We start from the raw sequence: 25,902 nt of genomic DNA, 5'->3' as shown, positions 1-25,902 counted from the left end.
GCGGTGGACGCATGCTGCACTCACCCGGGGAGCGCTCCCCGCGGCGGCGCAGGCGCCTCCGCCGCCGCGCCGCCCTCGCCACCACCGCGTCCCTGCTCCTGCTGGCGGGTGCCGCCCCGCCGCCCGCCCCGCTGGGCATCGGGGACCGGCTCTTCCCGTACCTCGGCAACCCCGGGTACCACGTCACCGACTACGACATCTTCTTCGACTACCACGGGAACACCGCCCCGTTGGACGCCGTGACCCGGATCGACGCCCGGTCCACGGCGCGGCTGGCGCGGTTCAACCTCGACTTCGCCCGGGGGGAGGTGCGGTCGGTCGAGGTCAACGGGGCGCGGGCCGCCTTCACCCCGGTCGAGGAGGACCTCGTCGTCACCCCCGCCCGTCCCGTCCCCCGCGGCACCCCCTTCACGGTCACCGTCCACCACACCAGCGACCCCCGGGGTTCCAAGGAGGGCGGCTGGGTGACGACCAAGGACGGGCTGGTCATGGCGAACCAGGCGGACGCGGCGCACCGCGTCTTCCCCGGCAGCGACCACCCCTCCGAGAAGGCCCTGTTCACCTTCCGCGTACGGGCGCCGAAGGAGCTGACGGTCGTCGCCAACGGGCTGCGCGTCGCCCGGGTCACCCGGGGCTCCGGCACGACGTGGGTCTACCGCACCCGGCATCCGATGGCCACCGAGGTCGCCCAGGTCGCCATCGGCCGCTCCGTCGTCCCGGAGAGCACCGGCCCGCACGGCCTGGCCCTGCGCGACGTCCTGCCGGCCGACGGGCGCGAGCCGCTGGGGAGCTGGACGGCGAAGACCCCCGAGCATCTGTCGTGGCTGGAGGGGAAGCTGGGGAAGTACCCCTTCGAGAACTACGGGGTGCTGATCGCCGAGGCGTCCACCGGCTTCGAGCTGGAGACCCAGACCCTCTCCCTCTTCGAGCGCGACCTGTTCACCCGCACCGACCTGCCCTCCTGGTACGTGGAGTCGGTGATGGTCCACGAGCTGGCCCACCAGTGGTTCGGCGACAGCGTCACCCCCCGCACCTGGTCCGACGTCTGGCTCAACGAGGCCCACGCCACCTGGTACGAGTCCCTGTACGCCGAGTCCAGGGGCGGGCGGAAGCTGGAGGACCGGGTCCGCCGGGCGTACGAGTTCTCCGACCTGATGCGGACCGACGGCGGACCGCCCGCGCTCCTCAAGGCCCCGGCCCCCGGCAAGAAGGTCGGCATCTTCCGGCCGGTCGTCTACGACGGCAGCCTGCTGGTCCTCTACGCCCTGCGGCAGAAGATCGGCACCCCCGCCTTCGAGGAGCTGGAGCGCGCGTGGGTCTCCGCCCACCGCGACTCCACCGCGTCCACCGCCGACTTCGTCCGCCTCGCCTCCCGGGTCGCCCACCGGAACCTCGCCCCGTTCCTGCACGCCTGGCTGTACGAGCCGACGACCCCGCCGATGCCGGGCCACCCCGACTGGAAGCCCACCCGGAAACCCGCGTGACGCCCCCGGCGCGGCGTGGGAACATCGTCCTGTCGCCCGGCGCGGCGGGCCGCGGGGAATCCCCGGGGGCCGCGGAGCGTTGTCGACACAGGGACCTTCGGGCCCCGCCCTCCGCACACCCGACGAGCAAAGGATCACATGACCTCCACTTCTTCCCTTCCCCAGGACCGGCCGCAGGACCGGCAGAGCCTCGCCGAGGGTCTTCGGGCCGACGCCCTGATGGAAGAGGACGTCGCCTGGAGCCACGAGATCGACGGGGAGCGCGACGGCGACCAGTACGACCGCTCCGAGCGCGCGGCCCTGCGCCGCGTCGCCGGTCTCTCCACCGAGCTGGAGGACGTCACCGAGGTCGAGTACCGGCAGCTGCGCCTGGAGCGCGTGGTGCTGGTCGGCGTCTGGACGTCCGGCACGGTCCAGGACGCCGAGAACTCCCTCGCGGAGCTGGCCGCGCTCGCCGAGACCGCCGGCGCCCTCGTCCTGGACGGCGTGATCCAGCGCCGCGACAAGCCCGACCCGGCCACGTACATCGGCTCCGGCAAGGCCCAGGAGCTGCGGGACATCGTGCTGGAGACCGGCGCCGACACCGTCGTCTGCGACGGTGAGCTGAGCCCCGGCCAGCTGATCCACCTCGAGGACGTCGTCAAGGTCAAGGTGGTCGACCGCACCGCGCTGATCCTCGACATCTTCGCCCAGCACGCCAAGTCCCGCGAGGGCAAGGCGCAGGTCTCCCTGGCGCAGATGCAGTACATGCTGCCGAGGCTGCGCGGCTGGGGCCAGTCGCTGTCGCGGCAGATGGGCGGTGGCGGCTCCGGTTCGTCCGGCGGCGGCATGGCCACCCGTGGCCCCGGTGAGACCAAGATCGAGACGGACCGGCGGCGGATCCGCGAGAAGATGGCGAAGATGCGCCGGGAGATCGCGGAGATGAAGACCGGCCGCGACCTCAAGCGCCAGGAGCGCAAGCGCAACAAGGTGCCCTCGGTCGCCATCGCCGGCTACACCAACGCGGGCAAGTCCTCGCTGCTCAACCGCCTCACCGGCGCCGGAGTCCTGGTGGAGAACGCGCTGTTCGCCACCCTCGACCCCACCGTGCGCCGGGCCGAGACGCCCGGCGGGCGGCTCTACACCCTCGCCGACACCGTCGGCTTCGTCCGGCACCTGCCGCACCACCTCGTCGAGGCGTTCCGCTCCACCATGGAGGAGGTCGGCGACTCCGACCTGATCCTGCACGTGGTGGACGGCTCGCACCCGGCGCCGGAGGAGCAGCTGGCCGCCGTCCGCGAGGTCATCCGCGACGTGGGCGCCACCGACGTCCCCGAGATCGTCGTGGTCAACAAGGCGGACGCGGCCGATCCGTTGGTCCTCCAGCGGCTGCTGCGCGTCGAGAAGCACTCGATCGCCGTGTCCGCGCGGACCGGCGAGGGCATCGACGAGCTGCTCGCGCTCATCGACGACCGCCTGCCGCGGCCCGCGGTCGAGGTCGAGGCCCTCGTGCCGTACACGCACGGGTCGCTGACCGCCCGCATCCACTCGGACGGCGAGGTGCTCTCCGAGGAGCACACCGCCGAGGGCACCCTGGTCAAGGCCCGGGTCCACGAGGAACTCGCCGCGGAGCTGCGGAAGTTCGTCCAGGCCGTCTGACGTCCGTACGCGGAAGGGCCCGCTCCCCTCGGGGGCGGGCCCTTCTCATGCGCTCAGCGGGCCGAGGCGAACCTGCGGCTGATGGCGTCGTAGACGCCCTTCGCCTCCGGGCCCAGGTGCGGCCCGGCCAGCCAGCGGCTGTCGGACGGGCCGATGGAGGTGTTCGAGACGAGCACCGCCTTGCCGTCGGGACCGGGGGCGAACCAGCCGCCGCCCGAGGAGCCTCCGGTCATGGTGCAGCCGATGCGGTACATCGTGGGCTGGGCGGCGTCCAGGGAGAGTCGGCCCGGCTTGTCGATGCAGTCGTACATCATCTGGCCGTTGTAGGGCGGCGCGGCCGGGTAGCCCCAAGCCCCCATCGTGCGGATGGACTTCACCTGCGGGGCGTTGAAGTCCACCGCCAGCGCGGTGCCGACGGTCTCCTCCAGCGACTTGCCCGTGCCCCGCTCCTGCTTCACGTGCAGCACGGAGAAGTCGTACGGCGCGCCCGCGCCGCCGGTCTCCGCGCCCTGGGTGATCCACTGGCTGGACGTCTGGGCCCAGTCCGCCCACCACACGCCGTAGGGCGCCACGTCCTGCACCGGCGCGGTGTTGACCTGGGAGGCGGGCAGGCCCTTGTCGTTGTAGGAGGGGACGAAGGCGATGTTGCGGTACCAGCCGCCGTTCTTGCCCGCGTGGACGCAGTGGCCCGCGGTCCAGACGAGGTTGGACTTGCCGGGGTGCGCCGGGTCCTTGACGACCGTCGCCGAGCAGACCATGTGCCCCTGCGGGCTGTCGAAGAAGACCTTGCCCACCGGTGCCGCGTGCTGCCGGTAGGGCTTCCCGACCTCCTTGGCCCGCACCGGGCGTGGTTCGGGGTCGGTGACGCCCTGGTCGCCCTGGCCGATGCCGCCGGGCGCGGTGCCGGGGGCGTCCTTGAGGGTCTTGTCGCTGGAATGGGCGTCCTTCATCGAACCGGGCTTCCAGTGGCCCTCGATGATGGGGTTGACGAAGTCCCTGGCCTCACGCAGCCATTGCTCCTTGTCCCACTTCTTCCAGGCGCCGCCCTTCCACTTGTCCAGGTCCTTGAGGGTGAGGCCCTTGGGAAGCTTGAGGGTGCTGTCGTCCTGCGCGGCCGCCGAGGCGGAGGCCTTGTCGCCGCCGGCCGCCTCGTCGTCGGACGGACCGCAGGCCGCGGCCGTCAGCGCCAACACGGTCGCCGCGGCGGCCGCGACCAGGGCGCGCGGCGCTCGCCGGCGGAGCAGGGACGGGCGTTGGGATGGCATGGAGTGGATTCCCCCGTTCTGTGACACATGGACCCGCACGCGTCCGGTCGTCGGCGCGCACGGCTGATGAACTTGTCATGCACCGCCCCGGCGACGGGGCAGGGTCACCCTACGACGACGCGGCGGGACGCGGGGCAGGCTGCCCGCCCCCTGTGTGGCATACCGCACCTTCTCGCCCTTCGCCCGTGTTCCCCCGGCCCCCGCGTCGTTGGTACGTACGGGGGAGCCTCGGCGTTCATCCCGGCGTTCATCAGGAGGGGGACTCAGGACGTGGCCTCGACCCAGCCGCCGGCGGCGCTCCCGGCGACGCGCGGGGGTCCGCGGCGGGCGCGCACGGCACGCACGCACGCCCGCGCCCTGCCCATCGTGCCGGTGCGCGCCCGTGGACTGACGATCGAAGGGGCCGACGGCCGGCGCTACCTGGACTGCTTCCCCGGCGCCGGATCCCTGGTGCTGGGCCACAACCACCCCGTCGTGCTGGAGGCCGTCCGCTCCGTCCCGGACTCCTGCGCCCTCCCGGATTCCGGGGTGCCCGGCCCCCTGCACGACGCCTTCCTCGCCGAACTCCGCGCGACGCTGCCGGAACCCCTCGCCCGCCGGGCCCGCGTCCGCTTCTGCGCGCCCTCCCGCGCGGCCGCGCTCGCCGCCGCGCTCGGGCCCGTGCCCGGCGCCGAGGCCGTCGCGGCCGTCCATGACGAGGACGGCGTGCTCGTCACCGGCGCGGAACGGCTGCGGAGCGCGCGCGACGAGGCCGCCGCCCGGTCCGTCCCCCTGGTCGCCGACGAGACCCGCACCGGCCCGGCCCGCACCGGCAGGTTCTGGGGCATCGAGCACGGCGGCGTCGTCCCCGACGTGATGGCCCTGTCCGGCGCGGTCGGCGGCGGCCTGCCACTGGCCCTCGTCGTCCACGGCGACGGCCTGCCCGCCGGACCGCCGGAGCCCTTCCGCGGCAACCGGCTCGCCCTGGCCGCGGGCGGCGCCACCCTGCGCCACCTCAGGGAGAACCACCTGGCCGACCGCGCCCGGAGCCTGGGCGCCCGCCTCCTGTCCCGGCTGCGCCGCGACGTGCTCGCCCACGAGGCCGTGCGCGAGGTGCGCGGCCTCGGGCTCGTCCTCGGCGTCGAGTTCGCCGACGCCGGCACGGCGGCCGCCGTGCGCCACGCCTGCCTGCGGCGCGGCCTGATCGTCGGGCCCTGCGACGCCCGGCCCGCCGTGCTGCGCCTCCTGCCGCCCCTGACCATCACCGACGAGCAGGCGGAGGCCGTGCTCGACCGGCTCTGCGACGCGATCGCCGCGGTCCCGCTCCCCGGCCCGCCCACCGCCAGGACGCGGAAGACCGCCGGCACGAAGACCGTCAGCACGCGGAAGGAGGCAGGCGCGGCCCCGGCCTGACGCCGGCGGCACGGCGCCGCACCGTATGAAGGCACCCCTGACCACCGCCGCCACGGCCGCCGCCCGGGCCGTCGTGCCCCGCGGCCGCGTCCCCGCGGGGCGCCCCGCGCAGGACCCCCTCGACCACCCCGACCCCCGGACCGCCGCCGACAGCGCCGCCCGCGACAACCTGCTGCGCTGCTGGGTCCGCGAGCGGCGCGTGCCCCGGCCGCGGGGCAACTGCCTGCAACTGCCGCTCCGTTCCACCGGCATCGTCCTCCACGTCCCCGTCCGCTACTGGTCCGCGACCGGCGCCCACCGCTTCGGCACCCCCACGGTCACGGGCGCCCCCGCCGACGCCCCCGCCCCGGACGCCGTCGCCCTCGCCGCCCTCCTCGCCGCGGAGGCCGCGCACGCCGCGTCCCGCCCGGACCGCCCCGCGCCCACCGCCGCCGACCTCGTCGCCCGTGTCGCCGACTCGGTCCGCCGCACCGCCTCCTTCGTCGAGCACCGCCGGGCCCGCCCCGCCGACCCGGACGGCGCCGCCCTGTTCCTCCACGGCGAGCAGTCGTCGCTCCTCGGACACCCCCTGCACCCGGCCCCCAAGAGCCGCGAGGGGCTCACCGCCGCGGAGGCCGCGCACTACTCGCCGGAGACCCGGGGCGGCTTCCCGCTGCACTGGCTCGCCGTCCACCGGTCCGTCCTGGTCGCCGACTCGGCCTGGACGGAACGCGGCCGTCCCGTCGAGGCGGCCGCCCTCACCACCCGCCTCCTGCCGCCCGGCACCCACCTGCCCGACGAGACCGTGCCGCTCCCGCTGCACCCGTGGCAGGCCCGCACCCTGCGCCACGACCCCGTCGTCGCCCGCCTGCTGGACGACGGGCTGCTCCACGACCTGGGGCCCCGGGGCGGGCCCTGGCACCCCACCTCCTCCGTCCGCACCGTGCACCGTCCCGGCGCGCCCGCGATGCTCCGCCTCTCCCTCGGCCTGGACATCGCCGGGACCGGCCGGGAGCCGCTGCGCGCCGCCGCCCTCCGCGGCGTCGCCCTGCACCGGCTGCTGCGCAGCGGCCTGGCCGAGCGGTGGCGCGCCGCCTGCCCGGGCTTCGACGTGGTCCGCGACCCGGCGCTGCTGGCCGTGGACGCCCCGGACGGCACGCCGCTGCCCGGCCTGGACACCGGCGTCCGGCACAATCCGTTCGGCCCGGGCGACGACGCCGTCTGCCTGGCGGGGCTCACCGCGCTGCGCCCCTGGCCGGGCCGCGAGACGCCGGCCGGCCACCCCGCCATGGCCTCCCGGCTCGCCGACCTCGTCGCCCGGCTCGCCCTGCGCACCGGGCGGCCGCGGGCCGTGATCGCCACCGAGTGGTTCCTGCGGTACCTGTCGGCGGTCGTCCGCCCGGTGCTGTGGCTCGACGGCGCGGCGGGCGTCGTCCTCGACGCCCACCAGCAGAACACCCTCGTCCTCCTGGACCCGGACGGCTGGCCGGCCGGCGGCCGCCACCGGGGCGGCCACCGCCTCCGGGAGGCGCGGAGGGCGGAGCTCGAAGCACGGCTCCCGGGCATCGGCGCGGGAAACGGCGCGTTCCTGTCCGACGCGCGCGCCGACGAGCGGCTCGCCCACCACCTGGCGGTCGACAACGTCCTCGGACTGATCGGGGCGTTGGGCTCCCAGCGGCTGCTGGACGAGGAGATCGCGCTGGCCGCCTTCCGCCGGTTCCTCGCCCGGAGCGACACCGCGTCCTCCCCGCTGCCCCGGTATCTGCTGGAGACCGCCGTCCTGCGCTCCCCGGCGCTGCTGGCGGACGGGGCGGGCCCGGCGGAGATCGCCAACCCCCTTGCCGGGCCGGGCGGATGAGACGGACCGGGGCGGCGGGCGGCGCGGAGGAGCCCCGCGATGTCGGTGCCGCCCCGTAGGGTGGAAGGGCTATGACTGCCTCCTCCTCCCAGCCCTCACTGACCGACCTGCTGCACGCCGCGGTCACCGCCGTCGGCGGCACCGAGCGTCCCGGTCAGGTCGCCATGGCCGAAGCCGTGGCCGAGGCCATCGACAGCACGTCCCACCTGCTCGTGCAGGCCGGCACCGGCACCGGCAAGTCGCTCGGCTACCTGGTGCCGGCCCTCGCGCACGGGGAGCGGGTGGTGGTCGCCACGGCGACGCTGGCGCTCCAGCGCCAGCTCGTCGAGCGCGACCTGCCGCGCACGGTGGAAGCCCTGCATCCGCTGCTCCGCCGCCGCCCCGAGTTCGCCATGCTCAAGGGCCGGTCCAACTACCTGTGTCTGCACCGGCTCCACGAGGGCGTGCCGCAGGACGAGGAGGAGGGGCTCTTCGACCCGCTGGAGGCCGCGGCCCCCACCAGCCGCCTCGGCAAGGACCTGCTGCGGCTGCGCGACTGGGCGGACGAGACGGAGACCGGCGACCGCGACGACCTGACCCCCGGCGTCTCCGACCGGGCCTGGTCCCAGGTCTCGGTCACCTCGCGGGAGTGCCTGTCGGCCTCCAAGTGCGCCTACGGGGCGGAGTGCTTCGCCGAGGCGGCCCGCGAGCGCGCCAAGCTCGCGGACGTGGTGGTCACCAACCACGCGCTGCTGGCCATCGACGCGATCGAGGGCGCCCCGGTCCTGCCGGGCCACGAGGTGCTGATCGTCGACGAGGCCCACGAGCTGGTCTCCCGGGTCACCGGCGTCGCCACCGGCGAGCTCACGCCGGGCCAGGTCGACCGGGCCGTGAAGCGGGCCGCCAAGCTCGTCGACGAGAAGGCGGCCGACGCGCTCCAGACCGCGGCCGAGGGCTTCGAGCGGCTGATGGAGCTGGCCCTTCCGGGCCGCCTGGAGGAGCTCCCGGAGGACTTGCGGTACGCGCTCGCGGCCCTGCGCGACGCGGCCCGTACGGTGATCACGGCCATCGGGAACACCCGGGACAAGTCCGTCCAGGACGAGGACGCCGTCCGCAAGCAGGCCCTGGCCATGGTCGAGAACGTGCACGGGGTGGCCGAGCGGATCCTGGAGGGCTCGGAGTTCGACGTCGTCTGGTACGAGCGGCACGACCTCCGCGGCGGAGCCGCTTTCCGGCCCAGTGGTGCTTCCCTGCGGGTGGCGCCGCTCTCGGTGTCCGGGCTCCTGCGCGAGAAGCTCTTCAACGAGCGTTCGGTGGTGCTCACTTCGGCCACCCTCAAGCTCGGCGGTGACTTCAACGGCGTCGGCGCCTCGCTCGGCCTGGCACCCGAGGGCGTCACGGGGGAGGACCTGCCGGAGTGGAAGGGCGTGGACGTCGGCTCCCCCTTCGACTACCGCAAACAGGGCATCCTCTACGTCGCCAAGCACCTCGCCCAGCCGGGCCGGGAGGGCGGCCGGGCCGACATGATCGACGAGCTGGCCGAGCTGATCGAGGCGGCCGGGGGCCGCACACTGGGCCTCTTCTCCTCGATGCGCGCGGCCCAGGCGGCGGCCGAGGAGCTGCGCGGCCGGCTCGACCTGCCGATCCTCCTCCAAGGCGAGGAGACGCTCGGCGAGTTGATCAAGACCTTCGCCGGTGACGCCCGTACGTGTCTGTTCGGCACGCTCTCCCTGTGGCAGGGCGTCGACGTGCCCGGGCCCAGCTGCCAGCTGGTCGTGATGGACCGGGTGCCCTTCCCGCGCCCCGACGACCCCCTGATGAGCGCCCGCCAGCGGGCCGTGGAGCAGGCGGGCGGCAACGGCTTCATGGCCGTCGCGGCGACCCACGCGGCCCTGCTCATGGCCCAGGGCGCCGGCCGGCTCGTCCGGGCGTCCGGCGACCGCGGGGTCGTCGCGGTGCTCGACCCGCGCCTGGAGAAGGCGCGTTACGGATCGTTCCTGCGCGCTTCCCTCCCGGATTTCTGGTATACGACCGACCGGAATCAAGTGCGCCGTTCCCTGGCGGCGATTGACGCTGCCGCCAAGGAGGCGAAGAGCTGAACGCTCGGCGTTGAGCGTTCGGGGTTCGGGGTTCGGGGTTCGGGGGTCAGGGTTCAGCGTTCGACGTTCAGCCTCCGCCTTCAACGCCTTCACGCCTCCGCTCAACCCCGCCCACGAATCGGCCATTTCCTTTCGCAATGCGCCTGCTTCGCAATGCGCCGCTCCCGCATCGCGGGAGCGCACATCTCCCGCCGGCACCGGGGGCGCATCGACGGGGAGTGCCTTGCGCGCGGCTTGACGGGCGGCGTCCGCAGCGGCCCGGGCCTGGCCGGCTGCGGCTGAGTGCGGCCGGGAACGGCGGTACGCGCCGTCCGCGCCGTCCCCGCCATCACGGATTCGCCGACTGGACGGCTGCTCCCTCGGGCCTGCCGGCTGGGCTCGTGGCCTACCTTGCGAGATTCGCGCCTACCTCGTGGGGCTCGCGCCCACCCCGCTGGGCTCGCGCCCACCCCGCTGGGCCGGGGGCAGCGCACCCCGGGCCGGGCCTCGCGGCACCCCGATGGCCGGGCCTCCCGCCCCCCGGGCAGAGGCTCCGAACCCCGGCGGGGAAGGCGCCGCACCACCGAGGGGTCAGGGCCTCGGCCCCACCTGGGCGGCCCCCAGGGACAGACCCCGGCCCAATGCCCCCGCCCAAGCCCCCGCCCCCGCACATACAAGGGCCCCGGAACCGGCGCAGTGGTTCCGGGGCCCGCCTCCAGGGGGTGTCGCGGTGGCGTCTCAGACGCGCCGCAGCACCGCCACGACCTTGCCGAGGATCGTCGCCTCGTCGCCGGGAATCGGCTGGTAGGCCGAGTTGTGCGGGAGAAGCCAGACGTGGCCGTCCTCGCGCCGGAAGCGCTTGACCGTGGCCTCGCCGTCCAGCATGGCGGCCACGATGTCGCCGTTCTCGGCGACGGGCTGGCGGCGGACCGTGACCCAGTCCCCGTCGCAGATGGCCGCCTCGATCATGGAGTCGCCGACCACCTTGAGGACGAAGAGCTCACCGTCGCCCACGAGCTGGCGGGGGAGGGGGAAGACGTCCTCGACGGACTCCTCGGCGAGGATCGGGCCACCGGCGGCGATCCGGCCGACCAGGGGCACGTACGACGCGGCGGGTTTGCCGGTGGTGTCCGTCGGCTGGGAGCTGGGCTGGTCGGAGCCGCGCACCTCGTAGGCGCGGGGGCGGTGCGGATCCCGGCGGAGGAAGCCCTTGCGCTCCAGCGCCATCAGCTGGTGCGCCACGGAGGAGGTGCTGGAGAGCCCCACCGCCTGGCCGATCTCGCGCATGGACGGCGGGTAGCCGCGGCGCTGGACCGAATCCCGGATGACCTCGATCACGCGGCGCTGCCGGTCGGTGAGACCGGAGCTGTCCGCCCGGATCCCCGGTGGACGCCCGGGGAGCGAGCGGGCGGGCTTCTGCCCCTCGGCGTTCATGGCTGAATCGTTCATCGGGTGTGTCTGGTCGAGTCGGTTCTGGGAGCGGTCCTGGGCGGTGATGGTGGCGCTGTTTGCGGTGGTGGTCACGTCGGCCCCTCTCGAAATGTTCTCCCTAGCTGGACAACGGTAGTTGCTTTCGAAAGGTTGCGCCAAACACACGTTCGAGTGAAATATCGCTGATTCACTGACGTGATCAGGGCGGAGGGTGTACGAGCGCGGTGTGCGAGCGAAGATCAATTCGACTCGTTTCCGGCCTCCCGGAGGGGCCGTTCCCGTGAATTCGGCCGCCGCGTCCGACGTTTTCCCGCATTTCCGAGGCCGTGCCCCGGGGGCCGCCCCGGAAGCCGCCCGGGGAACCCCGCCGGGATCCCGCCAGGATCCCGCCAGGACCCGGTGCCGGGATCGCCGGACCGGACGGGCGGGAAGCCGGCGCGGCGGGCGGACGGCGGTGGCGCGCCCCCGCCGCCCGGCGACGGGCCACCAGTGTGTCATCCACGGCCCCGCGAGGCCGCCACCGCGCCCCTCGCGTAGGCTCTTCCGCGGTCCCGCGCGGCCGTCGCCACGCGACACGCGTCGGGGCGGCCTGGTCGCCGGACACCAGATCTAGTGGTTTGATGGCGTGCGCCGCCCACAAGTTGTGGTCGGTGACCGATCCCGGTCATCCCCACCCATGGCCATCGCCTATGCTTGGGGACTGCTTCGCCGGGCCTGTCGCCAGGCCGGCCGGAGCCGCGGATCGTGCACAGTTTTTCCCGAGGTTCCCGTGTGCCGGGAGCCCCGTGGGTCATCCGAGGGTGAAGAAGGAGGGTGGAGAGCCATGCACTGCCCCTTCTGCAGGCACCCCGACAGCAGGGTCGTCGACAGCCGGACCACGGACGACGGCTGCTCGATCCGCAGGCGCCGCCAGTGCCCCGACTGCTCCCGGCGGTTCACGACGGTGGAGACCGCGTCACTGATGGTGATCAAGCGGAGCGGGGTCACCGAACCCTTCAGCCGCACCAAGGTCATCTCCGGTGTGCGGAAGGCGTGTCAGGGCCGGCCCGTCACGGAGGACGCCCTGGCCCTGCTCGGCCAGCGGGTCGAGGAGGCCGTGCGCGCCACCGGCAGCGCCGAGCTGACCACCCACGACGTCGGGCTGGCCATACTCGGCCCGCTCAAGGACCTCGACCTCGTGGCGTACCTGCGCTTCGCGTCCGTGTACCAGGCGTTCGACTCGCTCGAGGACTTCGAGGCCGCCGTCGCGGAGCTGCGCGGCAGCATCCCCGGCGCCGCCGGCGGGACGGGCCCGGAGGGCCGTGACGGCCCCGCGAAGCGCGCCGGGGAGCACGAGATCCCCGCGCCCGCCGCCGCGGCCGAGTAGCGGCACCACACATTCAGACCTGCCCGGTGCGCCCCAGACGCACCCGGGTTGCAGACACACATCGCGCCATGGAAGAAATGTGCGCTCAAGGGCGTTTTCGCCCGGTAGAGGGAGGCGGCATGACAGAGACGACGAGCGGCCCGGCACGAGGTTCCCGCTCCAAGGGGAACAAGGGCGGCAAGGGTCTGCGCATCGAACGCATCCACACCACCCCCGGCGTGCACCCGTACGACGAGGTGGCCTGGGAGCGTCGTGACGTCGTCATGACCAACTGGCGCGACGGCTCCATCAACTTCGAGCAGCGCGGCGTCGAGTTCCCCGACTTCTGGTCGGTGAACGCGGTCAACATCGTCACCAGCAAGTACTTCCGGGGCGCCGTCGGCTCCCCCGAGCGCGAGTCCAGCCTCAAGCAGCTGATCGACCGCGTCGTCGGCACCTACCGCAAGGCCGGTGAGGGGCACGGGTACTTCGCCTCCCCGGCGGACGCCGAGATCTTCGACCACGAGCTGACCTACGCGCTGCTGCACCAGGTCTTCAGCTTCAACTCGCCGGTCTGGTTCAACGTCGGCACCGCCCAGCCGCAGCAGGTCTCCGCCTGCTTCATCCTCTCCGTCGACGACTCCATGGAGTCGATCCTCGACTGGTACAAGGAAGAGGGGATGATCTTCAAGGGCGGCTCCGGCGCCGGCCTGAACCTCTCCCGCATCCGCTCCTCCAAGGAGCTGCTCTCCTCCGGCGGCAACGCCTCCGGCCCGGTCTCCTTCATGCGCGGCGCCGACGCGTCCGCCGGCACCATCAAGTCGGGCGGCGCCACCCGCCGCGCGGCCAAGATGGTCGTCCTGGACGTGGACCACCCGGACGTCGAGGCCTTCATCGACACCAAGGTGAAGGAGGAGGAGAAGGTCCGCGCCCTGCGCGACGCCGGGTTCGACATGGACCTGGGCGGCGACGACATCACCTCCGTCCAGTACCAGAACGCCAACAACTCCGTCCGCGTCAACGACGAGTTCATGAAGGCCGTCGAGACCGGGTCGAAGTTCGGGCTGCGCTCCCGCCTGACCGGTGAGGTCATCGAGGAGGTCGACGCCAAGGCGCTCTTCCGCAAGATGGCCGAGGCCGCCTGGGCCTGCGCCGACCCCGGCATCCAGTACGACGACACCATCAACCACTGGCACACGTCGCCGGAGTCGGGCCGCATCACCGCGTCCAACCCGTGCAGCGAGTACATGCACCTGGACAACTCCTCGTGCAACCTGGCCTCGCTGAACCTGATGAAGTTCCTCAAGGACGACGACCAGGGGAACCAGTCGTTCGACGCCGAGCGCTTCGCCAAGGTCGTCGAGCTGGTCATCACGGCGATGGACATCTCCATCTGCTTCGCCGACTTCCCGACCGAGAAGATCGGCGAGACCACCCGCGCCTTCCGCCAGCTCGGCATCGGCTACGCCAACCTCGGCGCGCTGCTGATGGCCACCGGCCACGCCTACGACAGCGAGGGCGGCCGGGCCCTGGCCGGTGCCATCACCTCCCTGATGACCGGCACCTCCTACCGCCGCTCCGCCGAACTGGCCGCCATCGTCGGCCCGTACGACGGTTACGCCCGCAACGCCGAGGCGCACCGCCGCGTCATGAAGCAGCACGCCGACGCGAACGCGGCCGCCAAGCGCATGGACGACCTGGACACCCCGGTCTGGGCCGCGGCCACCGAGGCGTGGCAGGACGTCATCCGCCTCGGCGAGAAGAACGGCTTCCGCAACGCCCAGGCGTCCGTCCTGGCCCCGACCGGCACCATCGGCCTGATGATGGACTGCGACACCACGGGCGTCGAGCCGGACCTGGCCCTGGTCAAGTTCAAGAAGCTCGTCGGCGGCGGCTCGATGCAGATCGTGAACAACACGGTCCCCAAGGCCCTCAAGCGGCTGGGCTACCAGGCCGAGCAGATCGAGGCGATCGTCGCCCACATCGCCGAGCACGGCAACGTGATCGACGCCCCGGGCCTCAAGCCCGAGCACTACGAGGTCTTCGACTGCGCCATGGGCGAGCGCGCGATCTCGGCCATGGGCCATGTGCGCATGATGGCCGCGGCGCAGCCCTTCCTCTCGGGCGCGATCTCCAAGACCGTGAACCTGCCCGAGTCGGCCACCGTCGAGGAGGTCGAGGAGGTCTACTTCGAGGGCTGGAAGATGGGCCTGAAGGCCCTCGCGATCTACCGCGACAACTGCAAGGTCGGCCAGCCGCTCTCCGCCAAGAAGAAGGAGGAGGAGAAGAAGGCCGAGGCCGCTCCCGCCGCGGCGGAGAAGGTCGTCGAGTACCGGCCGGTCCGCAAGCGCCTCCCGAAGGGACGTCCGGGCATCACCACCTCCTTCACCGTGGGCGGCGCCGAGGGCTACATGACCGCCAACTCCTACCCGGACGACGGGCTGGGCGAGGTCTTCCTGAAGATGTCCAAGCAGGGTTCGACCCTCGCGGGCATGATGGACGCCTTCTCCATCGCCGTCTCGGTGGGCCTGCAGTACGGCGTTCCGCTGGAGACCTACGTCTCGAAGTTCACCAACATGCGCTTCGAGCCGGCCGGCATGACGGACGACCCGGACGTGCGGATGGCGCAGTCGATCGTCGACTACATCTTCCGCCGCCTGGCGCTGGACTTCCTGCCCTTCGAGACCCGCTCGGCGCTCGGCATCCACTCCGCGGAGGAGCGCCAGCGCCACCTGGACACCGGTTCCTACGAGCCGGCCGAGGAGGACATGGACGTCGAGGGCCTGGCCCAGTCCGCCCCGCGCCAGGTCGAGGCCCCGAAGGCCGGGGCCGCCCAGGCCCCCGCGGCCACCGTCCCGGCGCCCAAGCAGGCGCACAACTCCACCGAGCTGGCGGAGATGCAGCTCGGCCTGAACGCGGACGCGCCGCTGTGCTTCTCCTGCGGCACCAAGATGCGCCGCGCGGGCAGCTGCTACCTGTGCGAGGGCTGCGGCTCGACGAGCGGCTGCAGCTGATCGTCGTCGGCTCCTGAACCGATCAGGGCCGATCGGAGCCGATCAGGGCGGTGGTACCGGTTTCCGGTGCCACCGCCCTGCGGTGTTTCCGGCCCTGGTCTCTGCGCGTTTCTCTTCTCGGCGTTTCCGGCCTTCCGGCCCGCTGCTTCCGGCCTTTCCGTCCCGGCCTCTCGGCCGGCCGCCGGTTCGGGGCGGGCCGTGACACGCGGCTCAGGAGGGCCGTGGCTCCGGGTAGGACTGGAGCTCGATCAACGTCCCGTCGGGCGCCCGCAGATGGGCGGTGCGCAGGCCGGCGCCCCACTCCGGGCGGTCCTGCGCCGCGGCCAGCACCGTGGCCCCGTGACGGACGAGCACGGCGGAGGCGGCCTCGACGTCCTCCACCGGCAGCGCCAGCATCGCCGTGTCCTGGGCCGCCGCGCGGGACGGCAGATGCGCGGTCCCGGTCACATCGGCGACGGCGGAGCGGGTGAAGACGACGAGCAGGGCCTCGTCGCCGACGGCCCACTTGGCGTAGCCGTCCTCCGGAAGGATTTTGACGGGCTCTATGCCGAGCAGGTCGCGGAGCGTCGGCTCCCAGAATCGGGTGGAGATTTCGAAGTCTTCCACGAGCAGGCGTGGGTAAAGGACGTTCATGGGGCGAGGCTAGCAAGTACCGCTGAACACAAGCCATATGAGATGGGCGACGCGGATTTGCGGAGCCGCGGGCGGAACGGGAGGGTCCGCGGAAATGGCGTGGCGGTCCGTCGGGTTGGTGACGAGGGGCGGACGACACGGTCCCGGGCCGCAGAGGAGCGCCCGCCCGGCGACGGAACGGGGGCGGGCCACCCCATCTCGACGCACCCGCCTTCCCCGTTCGTCCCACGGGTGGTGGTACAGAAGACGGAGCCGGATGTGCGAACGACGTTCACGGGCTCGGTGTCGCCGGCCGTGCGCCCCGGCGGCTCGGGCGGTGAACGGGGAGGCGTGACAGGGGAGTTGCGGGAGGGGCGGGCGGGCCGGTTCCGGACCGTGCCGGGCGGCGTGGGCGCGGCGACGCCCACCCGGGTGTACTCCTCGTGTACGTGATGCGCGCCACTGCGGGCGCCGTACGATGGCCCGGTGCTGGTCAAGTGGATCCGCTGCACCGTGGTGGACCGCCGCGGTTTCGAACGGGGGCAGCGAAAATGGGCGGGATTGCTGGGCGAGCCGGGATTCCGGGGGCAGGGGGGAGGGTGGAGCCGGGGCCGTCATGATGTGGCGCACCTCTTCAACTTCTGGGAGAGCCGGGCCTTTTACGACTCCTTCATGGCGCGCTCGCACGACAGACTGGCGGCCGCGCAGGCCGGCACGTACCGGAACGCACAGGTGCGGCTCTTCGAGCACCGGCTCGACGTGAAGGTGGGATTCAGTCCGCAATTCGCGGACGCCGATGTGGTGCGGGTCGCCCACTGCCGGGTCCGCGCGGACCGGGAGGAGCACTTCCGGCTCATGCAGGAGAAGGTCTGGAATCCGGCGATGGCGGGGTCGCCCGGAATGCTGCGCGGGCTGTTCGGCGAGGCGCCCGGCCCGGAATTCCTGGTGCTGTCGATGTGGAACTCCGAGGCCGAACACGGCAAATACCGGGTGGAGCGGGTGGAGCGCCTGGCACTGCGCGCCCAGACCGAGGCGGACGTGGAGGCGATCGGGGGCGACGTGGTCGAGATAGACCCTTCGTGGACGGTGTGAATGGTGCGGATGGTGTGGCCGGTGCGGACGGTGTGAGGGGCCGGTCGCCGGACGATCTCCTTCCGGTGGAAGCCCGGGCTCTGTCCGGTGGGGCCCGGTGCGGGCCCAGTGGGGTCCGGGTCAGGAGGGGGGCGTGGCGCGGGGGCCGTCCGATGCCGGCCCGTCGGTCACCGGCTCCTCGGGCTCTGCCACCGCGTAGGCGCCCGCCCGGGCCGCCGCGAGCGCGGCCGTGACGGCCTGCCCGGTGGCGGCCTCGTCGAGCGGCTCCCGGGTGACGAACAGCCGGAAGTACAACGGCGCGCTGACGGCCCGGGCCACCGCCCGCGCGTCGGTGCCGGCCGGCACCTCGCCGCGCGCGACGGCGCGTTCGACCAGCGGGGCGCAGCGTCCGAAGCGTTCGTCGTAGAAGGCGCGGAGTGCGACGGCGGCGCGGTCGGACTGGAACGCGGCGGCGATGAAGGCGGAGGGCGCGGCCGCGGTGGCGGGGTCGGTGAAGGTGTCGAGGACCTCGCGGGCCAGGGCCGTCAGGTCGCCGTGGAGGGAGCCGGTGTCCGGCGGCGTCCAGGTGTCCTCGCCGGCCAGGTCGAGGGCGTCGGCGACGAGCCCTTCGACGCCGCCCCAGCGCCGGTAGAGGGTGGTCTTGTGGACGCCGGAGTGCTCGGCGACGTATTCGACGGTCAGGCCCGGGTAGCCGTGCTCGACCAGCCCGGTGAGGACGGCGTCGCGGACGGCCGCGCGGGTGCGGGCGGTGCGGCCGCCGGGCCGGACCGTTCCGGGCGTCCTCGGGGACTCGGCATCCGAAGTCAACTGCAACTCCCGTTGTGTTAGGCGGCTTGGGTGTGCCATCCTGATCGTAACGCGACGAGCGTTGCGTTTGACTGCTGCGGGTTGCCCTGTCGCCGGGGGGGCGAGTGCGCAGACCGTGCACCCAGGAGGGGTGGGCATGTTCGCTCGACTGTTTCTGCTGGCGTGGTCGCTGCTGAGCCGGGTGATCGCGCCTTCCGCCGCTTCTGCCCCTTCCGCTGCTTCCGCCGCATGCGCCTCCGCCGTAGGCGCCGCGTCCGGTGCCCAGGGTGCGCAGGGTGCGCCCGGGGCGGCGGCGGGCAGCCCGGGCGGGACCGGTCGGCACGTCCTAGGGTGGCGCCATGGCGCGGCCCCGGCGCATCGTCCTCCTCCGGCACGGCGAGTCGGAGGGCAACGTCGACGACTCGGTCTACGAGCGCGAGCCGGACCACGCCCTGAGCCTGACCCCGCTCGGCCGCCGACAGGCCGAGGAGGCCGGGGCCCGGCTGCGCGAGCTCTTCGGGGCCGAGCGCGTCTCCGCGTACGTCTCCCCCTACCGCCGGGCCCACCAGACCTTCCGCGCCCTGGGTCTCGACCCGCGCCGGGTCAGGGTCCGCGAGGAGCCGCGGCTGCGCGAACAGGACTGGGGGAACTGGCAGGACCGCGAGGACATCCGCCGCCAGAAGGCCTACCGGGACGCCTACGGCCACTTCTTCTACCGCTTCGCGCAGGGGGAGTCGGGAGCCGACGTCTACGACCGCGTCGGGGCCTTCCTGGAGAGTCTGTGGCGCAGCTTCGACGACCCGCGGCACCCGCCGAACGTCCTGCTGGTCACCCACGGGCTGACCATGAGGCTGTTCTGCATGCGCTGGCTGCACTGGACCGTCGCGGAGTTCGAGAGCCTGTCGAACCCCGGCAACGGGGAGACCCGCGCGCTGGTGCTGGGGGACGACGGGCGGTACCACCTGGACCGGCCGTTCGAGCGTTGGTGTACCCCGGAGTCGTACGGCTTCACCGATTAGAGTTCGCTGCGATGACCGCTGACCGATTCCACCGCGCCCTCGCGAGCCTGCGTGGGCTGGCCGTGGGCGACGCCCTCGGCTCCCAGTTCTTCGTCCCCGCCAACTACCCCTCCCTCCGGCGCCGCGAGGTGCCCCCCGCCCCCTGGCAGTGGACGGACGACACCGAGATGGCCTGCTCCGTGCTGGCCGTCCTCGCGAGGCACGGGCGCGTCGACCAGGACGCCCTGGCACGGTCGTTCGCGGAACACCACGACTTCGACCGGGGCTACGGCCCGACCGTCGGCCGCATGCTGCGGCTGATCAGGGAGGGCGGCGACTGGCGCGAGCTGGCGGCGTCGGTCTTCCAGGGCCAGGGGTCCTGGGGCAACGGCGCGGCCATGCGCATCGCCCCGCTGGGAGCCTGGTACGCGGACGACCCCGAGCAGGCCACCCACCAGGCCGAGATCTCGGCGTACACCACGCACCAGCACCGCGAGGCCGTGGCCGGCGCGATGGCCGTCGCCGCGGCCGCCGCGATCGCGGCCGAGGCGGACGGCGTGCCGGTCACCGGCGGCGCGCTGCTGGACGGCGTGATCGCGCTGGTGCCGCGCAGCGCCGTGCAGGCCGGGCTGCGCCGCGCCCGGGACATGCTCGACTACGACGACGCCGTCACCGTCGCCGCGGTCCTCGGCTGCGGCCGGCGCACCAGCGCGCACGACACCGTGCCGTTCGCCCTGTGGTCCGCGGCCCGCCATCTGGGCTCCTACGAGGCCGGGTTCTGGGCGACGGCGCTGGTCGGCGGGGACGTGGACACCACCTGTGCCATCGTCGGCGGAGTCGTCGCGGCGGCCGGCCGGGGCGCCCCGCCCGCCGCGTGGCTGCGCGACACCGAGCGGCTGCCGGGCTGGCTCCCGGACGCCCCGGGCTGACCGCACGCCCGGGGGAGGGGGCCGGGGAGCCGGGCGGCGGCCCCGGGGCGTACCCTTGCTGGCGCCATGCCCTACCAACCGCCCACCCACAGCGTCGAGCGCTCCCTGCGAGCGACGACGGGAGCCAAGGTCGTCGCCGGCGTCGACGAGGTCGGCCGGGGCGCCTGGGCGGGGCCGGTCACGGTGTGCGCGGCCGTCACGGGCCTGCGCCGGCCGCCCGAGGGACTCACCGACTCCAAGCTGCTCACCCCGAAGCGGCGCCTCGTGCTCGCCCGGGAGCTGGAGTCCTGGGTCACCGCCTACGCCCTGGGCGAAGCCTCCCCCGAGGAGATCGACGCCCAGGGGATGACGGCGGCGCTCAGGCTGGCGGCCACCCGCGCGCTGGAGGCCCTGCCGGTGCGGCCGGACGCGGTCATCCTCGACGGCAAGCACGACTACCTCGGGGAGCCCTGGAAGGTCCGGACGGTCATCAAGGGCGACCAGTCCTGTGTGGCCGTGGCCGCGGCGTCGGTGATCGCCAAGGTCAGGCGGGACACGCAGATGGCCCAACTGGGCGACGGCCACACCGACTTCGGGTTCTGCGACAACGCCGGATACCCGTCGCCGGTGCACCGCGCCGCCCTGGAGCGGCTCGGCCCCACGCCGTACCACCGGTTGTCGTGGGCCTATTTGGACGCGCTGCCCCAGTGGCAGCACCTCAAGCGGCCGCGCCTCGTCGCCGAGGCGGTCCGGGAGAACGCCTTGGAGGCCAGGGGCCAGCTCGGCTTCGACTTCTGACCGCCCAAAGCACCACCCGCCGACGCGACTCGCACCGGCGTTTGATAGACATCAACCCATGCCTCTCATCCCCGAGGAGCCTCAGATTCACGAGAGTGTCCCGGGTCCCCGCACTGTGCCGGCCGCCGGCCGCACCGCGCCGACCCCCCGACCCGTTCCTGGCCCCCGACCGGCGGCTCCCCGCCCCGGCAACCCCGGTGCGCGCCCGGCGCCCCCGGCCCGGTGCGGCACGCCCGGGCCGCAGGCCCCCGCGGCGGCCTCCACTCCGCAGGTCCAGCTGATCCCCGCCCCGGCGGAGGGTGCCCTGGACGCCGCGGACGAGGCCGTCGACCTGCTGCTCGACAGCGGCCGTGCCCCCGGCGAGGTCCTGGTGCTCACCACCGGCGACCCGCACCCCTGGGCCGCGCACGAGCTGTCCTTCGGCGAGGCGTCCTACTGGGCGCAGCACGACGCCGCGGACGACGTCTTCTACGCCGACGCCGCGGCGGACCGGGTGGCCGGCCGTCCGGTCGTGGTCGTCGCGGTCAACGGCGGCGCGGACGCCGAGGTGACCCGGGCGCTGCCCGCGGCGCTGAAGCGGGCCGGTGCCCTGCTGGTCGTCTGCGGCGACCCGCAGCGGGTCAACGCCCTGCTGTCCGTGGGCGTCTGACGGCCGGTTTGCGCGGCGGCGTCCCCACGGGCATACGGCCCGCGGGGCGCTCTCGCCTGCCCGCCGGCCGCCCGGCCTCCGGCCCGCGCGTCACCGCGCCGCGGCGCGGCGGTGCACCACGGTCCCCGGGCAGTCGGTGTCCAGGCGCATGGCGGGGCGCGCGGCCGACCGCGGGCGCCGTCCACTGCGGCCCTCGCCCAGGATCCGCCAGCCCGCCTCCGTCAGCGTGATGTACGCGCCGCAGCGCAGCCCATGCAGGGTGCAGGCGTCGCGCAGCCCCCACATCCAGGCGCCGTCCTCCTCCGTCCAACGGCCGTCCCCGTCACGGCAGTAGAGGAGTACGGCCGTCCGCACCGGTGAGCGCCTGCGCAGGTCGTGCGGGATCACCCGGCGCAGCTGGGCGAGGAGTTCGTTGCGCAGCTCCCAGCCGTCGGGCGGACCGCCCCGGCGGGCGAACGAGGCGCTGGCCGCCAGCCGTTCGTCCGGCCCGAGGACGGCGACCACGGCCGTGGAGGGCGTCGGCAGGTGCCGGGCGTGCAGCCCGGTGACGACCTCACGCGGATTGCGCAGCAGGGGAATTCCGGCGGCGGCCCACTCTGCGGGCTCGAGCAGCCGGCCGGGGCGCGTGGCCGGGCCGGCGGACCGGGACGGAGCGGGACCGAAGGCCATGGTTCTCCCTTCGTCTGCGCCCCCGGCGGATCCGCACGGGGAAACGGCAACGAGGACAGGAGACGGCGGCCCGGCAGGCCGTGAACGGGCGGGCGCGGGGAGCCGGTTCAATTCTCGCGGCCCCGGCCGCCGTACGGCAACGATCAATTGGCGCCACTGACCGGTATCCGGCGGTCCGCTTCCGGCCGCCGGCCTCCCCGGCCGCGCCCCTGGTCAGCCCTGCACGGCCAGCACCAAGGGGAACACCCCTTCCGCGCCGGCCCGGCGCAGCAGCCGCGCGGCCACCGCCAGCGTCCAGCCGGTCTCCGTCAGGTCGTCCACGAGCAGCACCGGCCCCTCGGCGCCGGCCAGCGCCGCGGCGAGGGCGGGCGGCACCTCCAGCGCCCCGTCCAGCGCGCGCAGCCGCTGCGCGCTGTTGCTGCGCGGCACGGGGGCGTCCGCCGCGCCCGCGCGGTACTCCACCGAGCCGAGGAGGGGCATGCGTCCCACCGCCGCGATGTGTTCGCCGAGCGAGCGGATCAGCCGGGGCCGGGTGCGGGAGTCCACGGTGACCACGCCCACCGGCCGCGCGGGGGCGTCGGGGGCGCCGGAGGCCCAACCGCCGGGCCCACGGGCCCAGTCGGCGAGCACCGTGACCACCGCGGCGGCCACATCGTCCGGAATCCGGCCGTCCGGCGCGTGGGGCGCCAGCAGGGGGCGGAGCCGGTTGCCCCAGCCGATGTCGGAGAGGCGGCCCAGCGCCCGGCCGGGAGCGGCCTGGTCGCCGGGCGGGATGCGGCCCTTGAGGTCCACCCCGACCGCGGCCATGCCCGTGGGCCACATCCGGCGCGGCTCGACCTCGACCCCGGGCCGGCCCAGCTCGCCCCGGGAGGACTCCAGCGCCTCCGGCGAGACCTCGCCGCCGAAGCGCGGGCCCGCGCAGTTGTCGCACCGGCCGCAGGGGGCCGCCGCCTCGTCGTCCAGCCGGCGGCGCAGGAACTCCATCCGGCACTGCGTCGTCGTCGCGTAGTCGCGCATGGCCTGCTGCTCGGCCGCGCGCTGCCGGGCCACCCAGGCGTAGCGCTCCGCGTCGTACGTCCACGGCCGGCCCGTGGCCGTCCAGCCGCCGCGCACCCGGCGGACGGCGCCGTCCACGTCGAGCACCTTGAGCATGGTCTCCAGCCGGGAGCGGCGCAGCTCCACCAGCGGCTCCAGGGCGGGCAGCGACAGCGGGCGGTCGGCGGCGGCCAGCACGTCCAGCGTGCGGCGCACCTGCTCCTCGGGCGGGAAGGCCAGCGACGCGAAGTACGTCCAGATCGCCTCGTCCTCGCGGCCGGGGAGCAGCAGCACCTCGGCGTGCTCGACGCCGCGGCCGGCGCGGCCCACCTGCTGGTAGTAGGCGATGGGGGAGGAGGGCGAGCCCAGGTGGACGACGAAGCCGAGGTCGGGCTTGTCGAAGCCCATGCCGAGGGCGGAGGTCGCGACCAGGGCCTTGACGCGGTTGGCGAGCAGATCCTCCTCCGCCTGCTGGCGGTCGGCGTTCTCCGTCTTGCCGGTGTACGCGGTGACGGCGTGGCCGCGGCGGCGCAGGAAGGCCGTCACCTCCTCGGCGGCGGCGACCGTCAGGGTGTAGACGATCCCGGAACCGGGCAGCTCGGCCAGGTGGTCGGCGAGCCAGGCCAGCCGGTGGGCCGCGTCCGGGAGCCGCAGGACGCCCAGGCTCAGGCTCTCCCTGTCCAGCGGCCCGCGCAGCACCAGCGCCCGGTCGGCGCCCTCGCCCGTGCCCAGCTGCTCGGCGACGTCGGCGGTGACCCGGGCGTTCGCCGTGGCGGTGGTGGCCAGGACGGGGACGCCCGGGGGCAGCTCGGCGAGCATGGTGCGCAGCCGGCGGTAGTCGGGACGGAAGTCGTGGCCCCAGTCGGAGATGCAGTGCGCCTCGTCCACCACCAGGAGGCCGGTGGCGGCCGCGAGCTTGGGCAGCACGTTGTCGCGGAAATCCGGGTTGTTCAGCCGCTCCGGGGAGACGAGCAGCACGTCGACCGCGCCGGCGGCGACCTCGGCCTGGATCCCGTCCCACTCCTCGGTGTTGGAGGAGTTGATCGTGCGCGCGTGGATCCCGGCCCGGGCGGCCGCCTCCACCTGGTTGCGCATCAGCGCGAGCAGCGGCGAGACGATCACGGTGGGGCCGCCGCCGCGCTCGCGCAGCAGCGCGGTGGCGACGAAGTACACCGCGGACTTGCCCCAGCCGGTGCGCTGGACGACCAGGGCGCGGCGGCGGTCGGCCACCAGGGCCTCGATCGCCCGCCACTGGTCCTCGCGCAGCACGGCCGTGCCGGTGGTGTCGCCCACGAGACGGGCGAGGACGGCGTCGGCGGCGGTGCGCAGGGCTTCGTTGCTCATGTCCCTATGCAACACGAGGCCACTGACAACGCGCGAACGAGGCCGTGGGAGGGCGGTCGCGCGGCAGCCTTGTCCACAGGGATTCGTACGACAATATCCGCGATATCCACAGGGCTGGTGGGTTCAGGCGGACCTGCGGGACGCTCGGGCCATGGCCCACCACAACGAACCAGCCGGTCCCCCGTCCCCGCCGTCCTCCGCCTGGGAACCGCCCGCGGAGACCCACGTCACCCTGCGCACCCCGGCCGAACTGGCCGACGCGCTCCCGTACTTGCTCGGCTTCCACCCCGACGACAGCATCGTCATGATGGCGCTCCACGGCGAGCGCAGGCGCTTCGGCGGCCGGCTCAGGCTCGGCATCCCGGCGGACGCCAGGGAATGGCCCTTCGTCTCCGACCAGCTCGCCCGCACCCTCGTCACGGCGAGCACGAAGCGCGGCACCACCCCCGACGGGATCGTCCTCTACCTCTGCCAGGACCCGGCGGAGGGGGAGACGGGCCAGGCCGTCATGGAGCGGCTGCGGCCGCTCGCCCAGCGCCTGAGAATCGCCTGCGGCGCCCTCGACGTGCCGGTGTTCGAGGCGCTGTGCCTGTCCGGCGGCCGCTTCTGGTCGTACTGCTGCCCCGACCCCCGCTGCTGCCCGCCCGACGGCACCCCCCTGACCACGCCCGGCACCTCGGTCATGGCGGCGGCCGCCGCCTACGCCGGGATGCGGGTCTGCGGATCACTGCGCGAGGTCGAGGCCCGCCTCGCCCCGCTCACCGGACGGGCGGCCGAGGAACAGCGGTGCGCCCTGGACGCCGCCGCGGCCGAGCTCCTCCCGCGCATGCTGGGCGCCGACTGCGGGACCGTGCGGCACGAGACGCTGGCCCTGGCCGAGCTGGTGCTGCGGCGCTTCGACGACACCCCGCCCGCCGGCCCGCCCCCGGAGGCCGACGCGCGGGACGACGGCCTGGTCTCCGCCGACGAGGCCGCGGCGATCGTCCTCGGCCTCCAGGACCGCGTCGCCCGCGACCGCGCCGCCGAGTGGATGGAGGGCCCACGGCTGCCCGCCACCCTGCGGCTGTGGCGCGCCCTCGCCCGCCGCTGCGTGCCGCCCTACACGGAGCACGCCGCCGCGCCCCTGACCCTGGCGGGCTGGATCGCCTGGGCCGGCGGCGAGCACGCGGAAGCCAAGATCACCCTCGGCCGGGCGCTGACCGCCGACCCCGACTACCTCTTCGCCCAACTCCTGCACCACGCCTGCAACGAGGGCCTCGACCCGGAGGCCCTGCGCGAGTGCCTGCGGCGGGAACGGGCGGACCGGGCCGTCCTGGAAGCGGCCGGCGCCGCCGGGGACGACGGCCCCGCCACGGCGGACGGGCCGCACCGGACGGCCGCCTCCCGGCCACCGCGTCGCAGGCCGCGCGGCGACACCGACGGCTCCGGCCCGGCCACGGGCGGGCCGGAGGGGAAGCCGCGCGCCCGCCGCCAGCCGGGACGGCGCGCGGCCCGCGACCGAAGGTGACCCGGGACACGTCCGGACCCCCGTGACCTCGGCGGCGCCCG

The 25,902-nt window shown here is 74.1% G+C and carries 19 protein-coding genes; 13 read left to right on the top strand and 6 right to left on the bottom strand.

What is annotated here, in order from left to right; translation table 11 throughout:
* Positions 1-11: 11 nt before the first annotated feature.
* Both AC230_RS17300 and hflX read left to right on the top strand, forming a co-directional pair.
* Entirely contained in the window at positions 12-1,484 is a 1,473-nt protein-coding gene (locus AC230_RS17300) for a M1 family metallopeptidase (protein WP_049717165.1), read from the top strand.
* A gap of 138 nt (positions 1,485-1,622) precedes the next feature.
* Positions 1,623-3,122, top strand: a complete 1,500-nt coding sequence (gene hflX / locus AC230_RS17295) for a GTPase HflX (protein WP_049717164.1) — start codon at positions 1,623-1,625, stop codon at positions 3,120-3,122.
* A 53-nt stretch (positions 3,123-3,175) separates the two neighbouring features.
* On the opposite strand, the gene AC230_RS17290 is transcribed toward hflX, so the two are convergent.
* On the bottom strand, positions 3,176-4,387 hold the full coding sequence (locus tag AC230_RS17290; protein WP_049717163.1) for a trypsin-like serine peptidase: 1,212 nt from the start codon (positions 4,385-4,387) through the stop codon (positions 3,176-3,178).
* A 270-nt stretch (positions 4,388-4,657) separates the two neighbouring features.
* Here AC230_RS17290 and AC230_RS17285 point away from each other — a divergent pair, with 270 nt between their 5' ends.
* The 3 genes from AC230_RS17285 (at position 4,658) to AC230_RS17275 (ending at position 9,694) form a co-directional block, all read left to right on the top strand.
* Positions 4,658-5,779, top strand: coding sequence for an aminotransferase class III-fold pyridoxal phosphate-dependent enzyme (locus AC230_RS17285; protein WP_053161227.1), 1,122 nt, complete (start codon positions 4,658-4,660; stop codon positions 5,777-5,779).
* Positions 5,780-5,804: 25 nt separating this feature from the next.
* Positions 5,805-7,616: an IucA/IucC family protein gene (locus tag AC230_RS17280; RefSeq protein WP_053161224.1), complete on the top strand. Its 1,812-nt coding sequence runs from the start codon at positions 5,805-5,807 to the stop codon at positions 7,614-7,616.
* 71 nt (positions 7,617-7,687) lie between these two features.
* Positions 7,688-9,694, top strand: a complete 2,007-nt coding sequence (locus AC230_RS17275; protein ID WP_049717162.1) for an ATP-dependent DNA helicase — start codon at positions 7,688-7,690, stop codon at positions 9,692-9,694.
* A 717-nt stretch (positions 9,695-10,411) separates the two neighbouring features.
* Here the strand turns inward: AC230_RS17275 and lexA are convergent.
* Positions 10,412-11,197 carry a transcriptional repressor LexA gene (gene lexA, locus AC230_RS17270; RefSeq protein ID WP_049717161.1) on the bottom strand — a complete coding sequence of 262 codons (786 nt, stop codon included), beginning with the start codon at positions 11,195-11,197 and terminating at the stop codon, positions 10,412-10,414.
* A 730-nt stretch (positions 11,198-11,927) separates the two neighbouring features.
* Between lexA and nrdR the strand changes: the two genes are divergently transcribed.
* Positions 11,928-12,470, top strand: a complete 543-nt coding sequence (gene nrdR, locus AC230_RS17265) for a transcriptional regulator NrdR (RefSeq protein WP_049717160.1) — start codon at positions 11,928-11,930, stop codon at positions 12,468-12,470.
* Between the two features lie 119 nt (positions 12,471-12,589).
* A complete protein-coding gene (locus AC230_RS17260; protein WP_049717159.1) occupies positions 12,590-15,463 on the top strand; it encodes a vitamin B12-dependent ribonucleotide reductase in 2,874 nt (957 codons plus the stop codon).
* Between the two features lie 210 nt (positions 15,464-15,673).
* On the opposite strand, the gene AC230_RS17255 is transcribed toward AC230_RS17260, so the two are convergent.
* Positions 15,674-16,096 (bottom strand): VOC family protein, encoded by a 423-nt coding sequence (locus AC230_RS17255; protein ID WP_049717158.1) that lies wholly within the window; start codon positions 16,094-16,096, stop codon positions 15,674-15,676.
* A 465-nt stretch (positions 16,097-16,561) separates the two neighbouring features.
* Between AC230_RS17255 and AC230_RS17250 the strand changes: the two genes are divergently transcribed.
* Complete coding sequence (locus AC230_RS17250) at positions 16,562-17,167, top strand: YdbC family protein (protein ID WP_078871332.1); 606 nt, start codon at positions 16,562-16,564, stop codon at positions 17,165-17,167.
* Positions 17,168-17,287: 120 nt separating this feature from the next.
* Here the strand turns inward: AC230_RS17250 and AC230_RS17245 are convergent, their stop codons facing one another.
* On the bottom strand, positions 17,288-18,013 hold the full coding sequence (locus tag AC230_RS17245) for a TetR/AcrR family transcriptional regulator (RefSeq protein WP_078871331.1): 726 nt from the start codon (positions 18,011-18,013) through the stop codon (positions 17,288-17,290).
* 299 nt (positions 18,014-18,312) lie between these two features.
* Between AC230_RS17245 and AC230_RS17240 the strand changes: the two genes are divergently transcribed.
* The 4 genes from AC230_RS17240 (at position 18,313) to AC230_RS17225 (ending at position 21,306) form a co-directional block, all read left to right on the top strand.
* Complete coding sequence (locus AC230_RS17240) at positions 18,313-18,972, top strand: histidine phosphatase family protein (protein WP_049717156.1); 660 nt, start codon at positions 18,313-18,315, stop codon at positions 18,970-18,972.
* Positions 18,973-18,983: 11 nt separating this feature from the next.
* A complete protein-coding gene (locus AC230_RS17235) occupies positions 18,984-19,880 on the top strand; it encodes an ADP-ribosylglycohydrolase family protein (RefSeq protein ID WP_049717155.1) in 897 nt (298 codons plus the stop codon).
* 66 nt (positions 19,881-19,946) lie between these two features.
* Positions 19,947-20,657 carry a ribonuclease HII gene (locus tag AC230_RS17230; protein ID WP_049717154.1) on the top strand — a complete coding sequence of 237 codons (711 nt, stop codon included), beginning with the start codon at positions 19,947-19,949 and terminating at the stop codon, positions 20,655-20,657.
* 58 nt (positions 20,658-20,715) lie between these two features.
* On the top strand, positions 20,716-21,306 hold the full coding sequence (locus AC230_RS17225; RefSeq protein WP_049717153.1) for a hypothetical protein: 591 nt from the start codon (positions 20,716-20,718) through the stop codon (positions 21,304-21,306).
* A 90-nt stretch (positions 21,307-21,396) separates the two neighbouring features.
* On the opposite strand, the gene AC230_RS17220 is transcribed toward AC230_RS17225, so the two are convergent.
* Positions 21,397-21,975 carry a hypothetical protein gene (locus AC230_RS17220; RefSeq protein WP_049717152.1) on the bottom strand — a complete coding sequence of 193 codons (579 nt, stop codon included), beginning with the start codon at positions 21,973-21,975 and terminating at the stop codon, positions 21,397-21,399.
* A 213-nt stretch (positions 21,976-22,188) separates the two neighbouring features.
* Positions 22,189-24,354: a RecQ family ATP-dependent DNA helicase gene (locus tag AC230_RS17215; RefSeq protein ID WP_049717151.1), complete on the bottom strand. Its 2,166-nt coding sequence runs from the start codon at positions 24,352-24,354 to the stop codon at positions 22,189-22,191.
* 151 nt (positions 24,355-24,505) lie between these two features.
* Here AC230_RS17215 and AC230_RS17210 point away from each other — a divergent pair, with 151 nt between their 5' ends.
* Positions 24,506-25,861, top strand: a complete 1,356-nt coding sequence (locus AC230_RS17210; RefSeq protein ID WP_049717150.1) for a DUF4192 domain-containing protein — start codon at positions 24,506-24,508, stop codon at positions 25,859-25,861.
* The last annotated feature ends 41 nt before the right edge of the window (positions 25,862-25,902 follow it).

The organism is Streptomyces caatingaensis (assembly GCF_001187435.1).
In the GTDB taxonomy this organism is placed as follows: Bacteria; Actinomycetota; Actinomycetes; order Streptomycetales; family Streptomycetaceae; genus Streptomyces; species Streptomyces caatingaensis.
This window is presented reverse-complemented; position numbering and strand designations above follow the sequence as displayed.

Bases quoted from the DNA above. Each gene is read 5' to 3' on its own strand.
- AC230_RS17220 (WP_049717152.1), bottom strand. From the start codon at position 21,975: ATGGCCTTCGGTCCCGCTCCGTCCCGGTCCGCCGGCCCGGCCACGCGC.
- AC230_RS17275 (WP_049717162.1), top strand. From the start codon at position 7,688: ATGACTGCCTCCTCCTCCCAGCCCTCACTGACCGACCTGCTGCACGCC.
- AC230_RS17230 (WP_049717154.1), top strand. From the start codon at position 19,947: ATGCCCTACCAACCGCCCACCCACAGCGTCGAGCGCTCCCTGCGAGCG.
- AC230_RS17215 (WP_049717151.1), bottom strand. From the start codon at position 24,354: ATGAGCAACGAAGCCCTGCGCACCGCCGCCGACGCCGTCCTCGCCCGT.
- AC230_RS17245 (WP_078871331.1), bottom strand. From the start codon at position 18,013: ATGGCACACCCAAGCCGCCTAACACAACGGGAGTTGCAGTTGACTTCG.
- AC230_RS17255 (WP_049717158.1), bottom strand. From the start codon at position 16,096: ATGAACGTCCTTTACCCACGCCTGCTCGTGGAAGACTTCGAAATCTCC.
- AC230_RS17235 (WP_049717155.1), top strand. From the start codon at position 18,984: ATGACCGCTGACCGATTCCACCGCGCCCTCGCGAGCCTGCGTGGGCTG.
- AC230_RS17280 (WP_053161224.1), top strand. From the start codon at position 5,805: ATGAAGGCACCCCTGACCACCGCCGCCACGGCCGCCGCCCGGGCCGTC.
- AC230_RS17300 (WP_049717165.1), top strand. From the start codon at position 12: ATGCTGCACTCACCCGGGGAGCGCTCCCCGCGGCGGCGCAGGCGCCTC.
- AC230_RS17210 (WP_049717150.1), top strand. From the start codon at position 24,506: ATGGCCCACCACAACGAACCAGCCGGTCCCCCGTCCCCGCCGTCCTCC.
- nrdR (WP_049717160.1), top strand. From the start codon at position 11,928: ATGCACTGCCCCTTCTGCAGGCACCCCGACAGCAGGGTCGTCGACAGC.
- AC230_RS17290 (WP_049717163.1), bottom strand. From the start codon at position 4,387: ATGCCATCCCAACGCCCGTCCCTGCTCCGCCGGCGAGCGCCGCGCGCC.
- AC230_RS17240 (WP_049717156.1), top strand. From the start codon at position 18,313: ATGGCGCGGCCCCGGCGCATCGTCCTCCTCCGGCACGGCGAGTCGGAG.
- AC230_RS17225 (WP_049717153.1), top strand. From the start codon at position 20,716: ATGCCTCTCATCCCCGAGGAGCCTCAGATTCACGAGAGTGTCCCGGGT.
- AC230_RS17260 (WP_049717159.1), top strand. From the start codon at position 12,590: ATGACAGAGACGACGAGCGGCCCGGCACGAGGTTCCCGCTCCAAGGGG.
- hflX (WP_049717164.1), top strand. From the start codon at position 1,623: ATGACCTCCACTTCTTCCCTTCCCCAGGACCGGCCGCAGGACCGGCAG.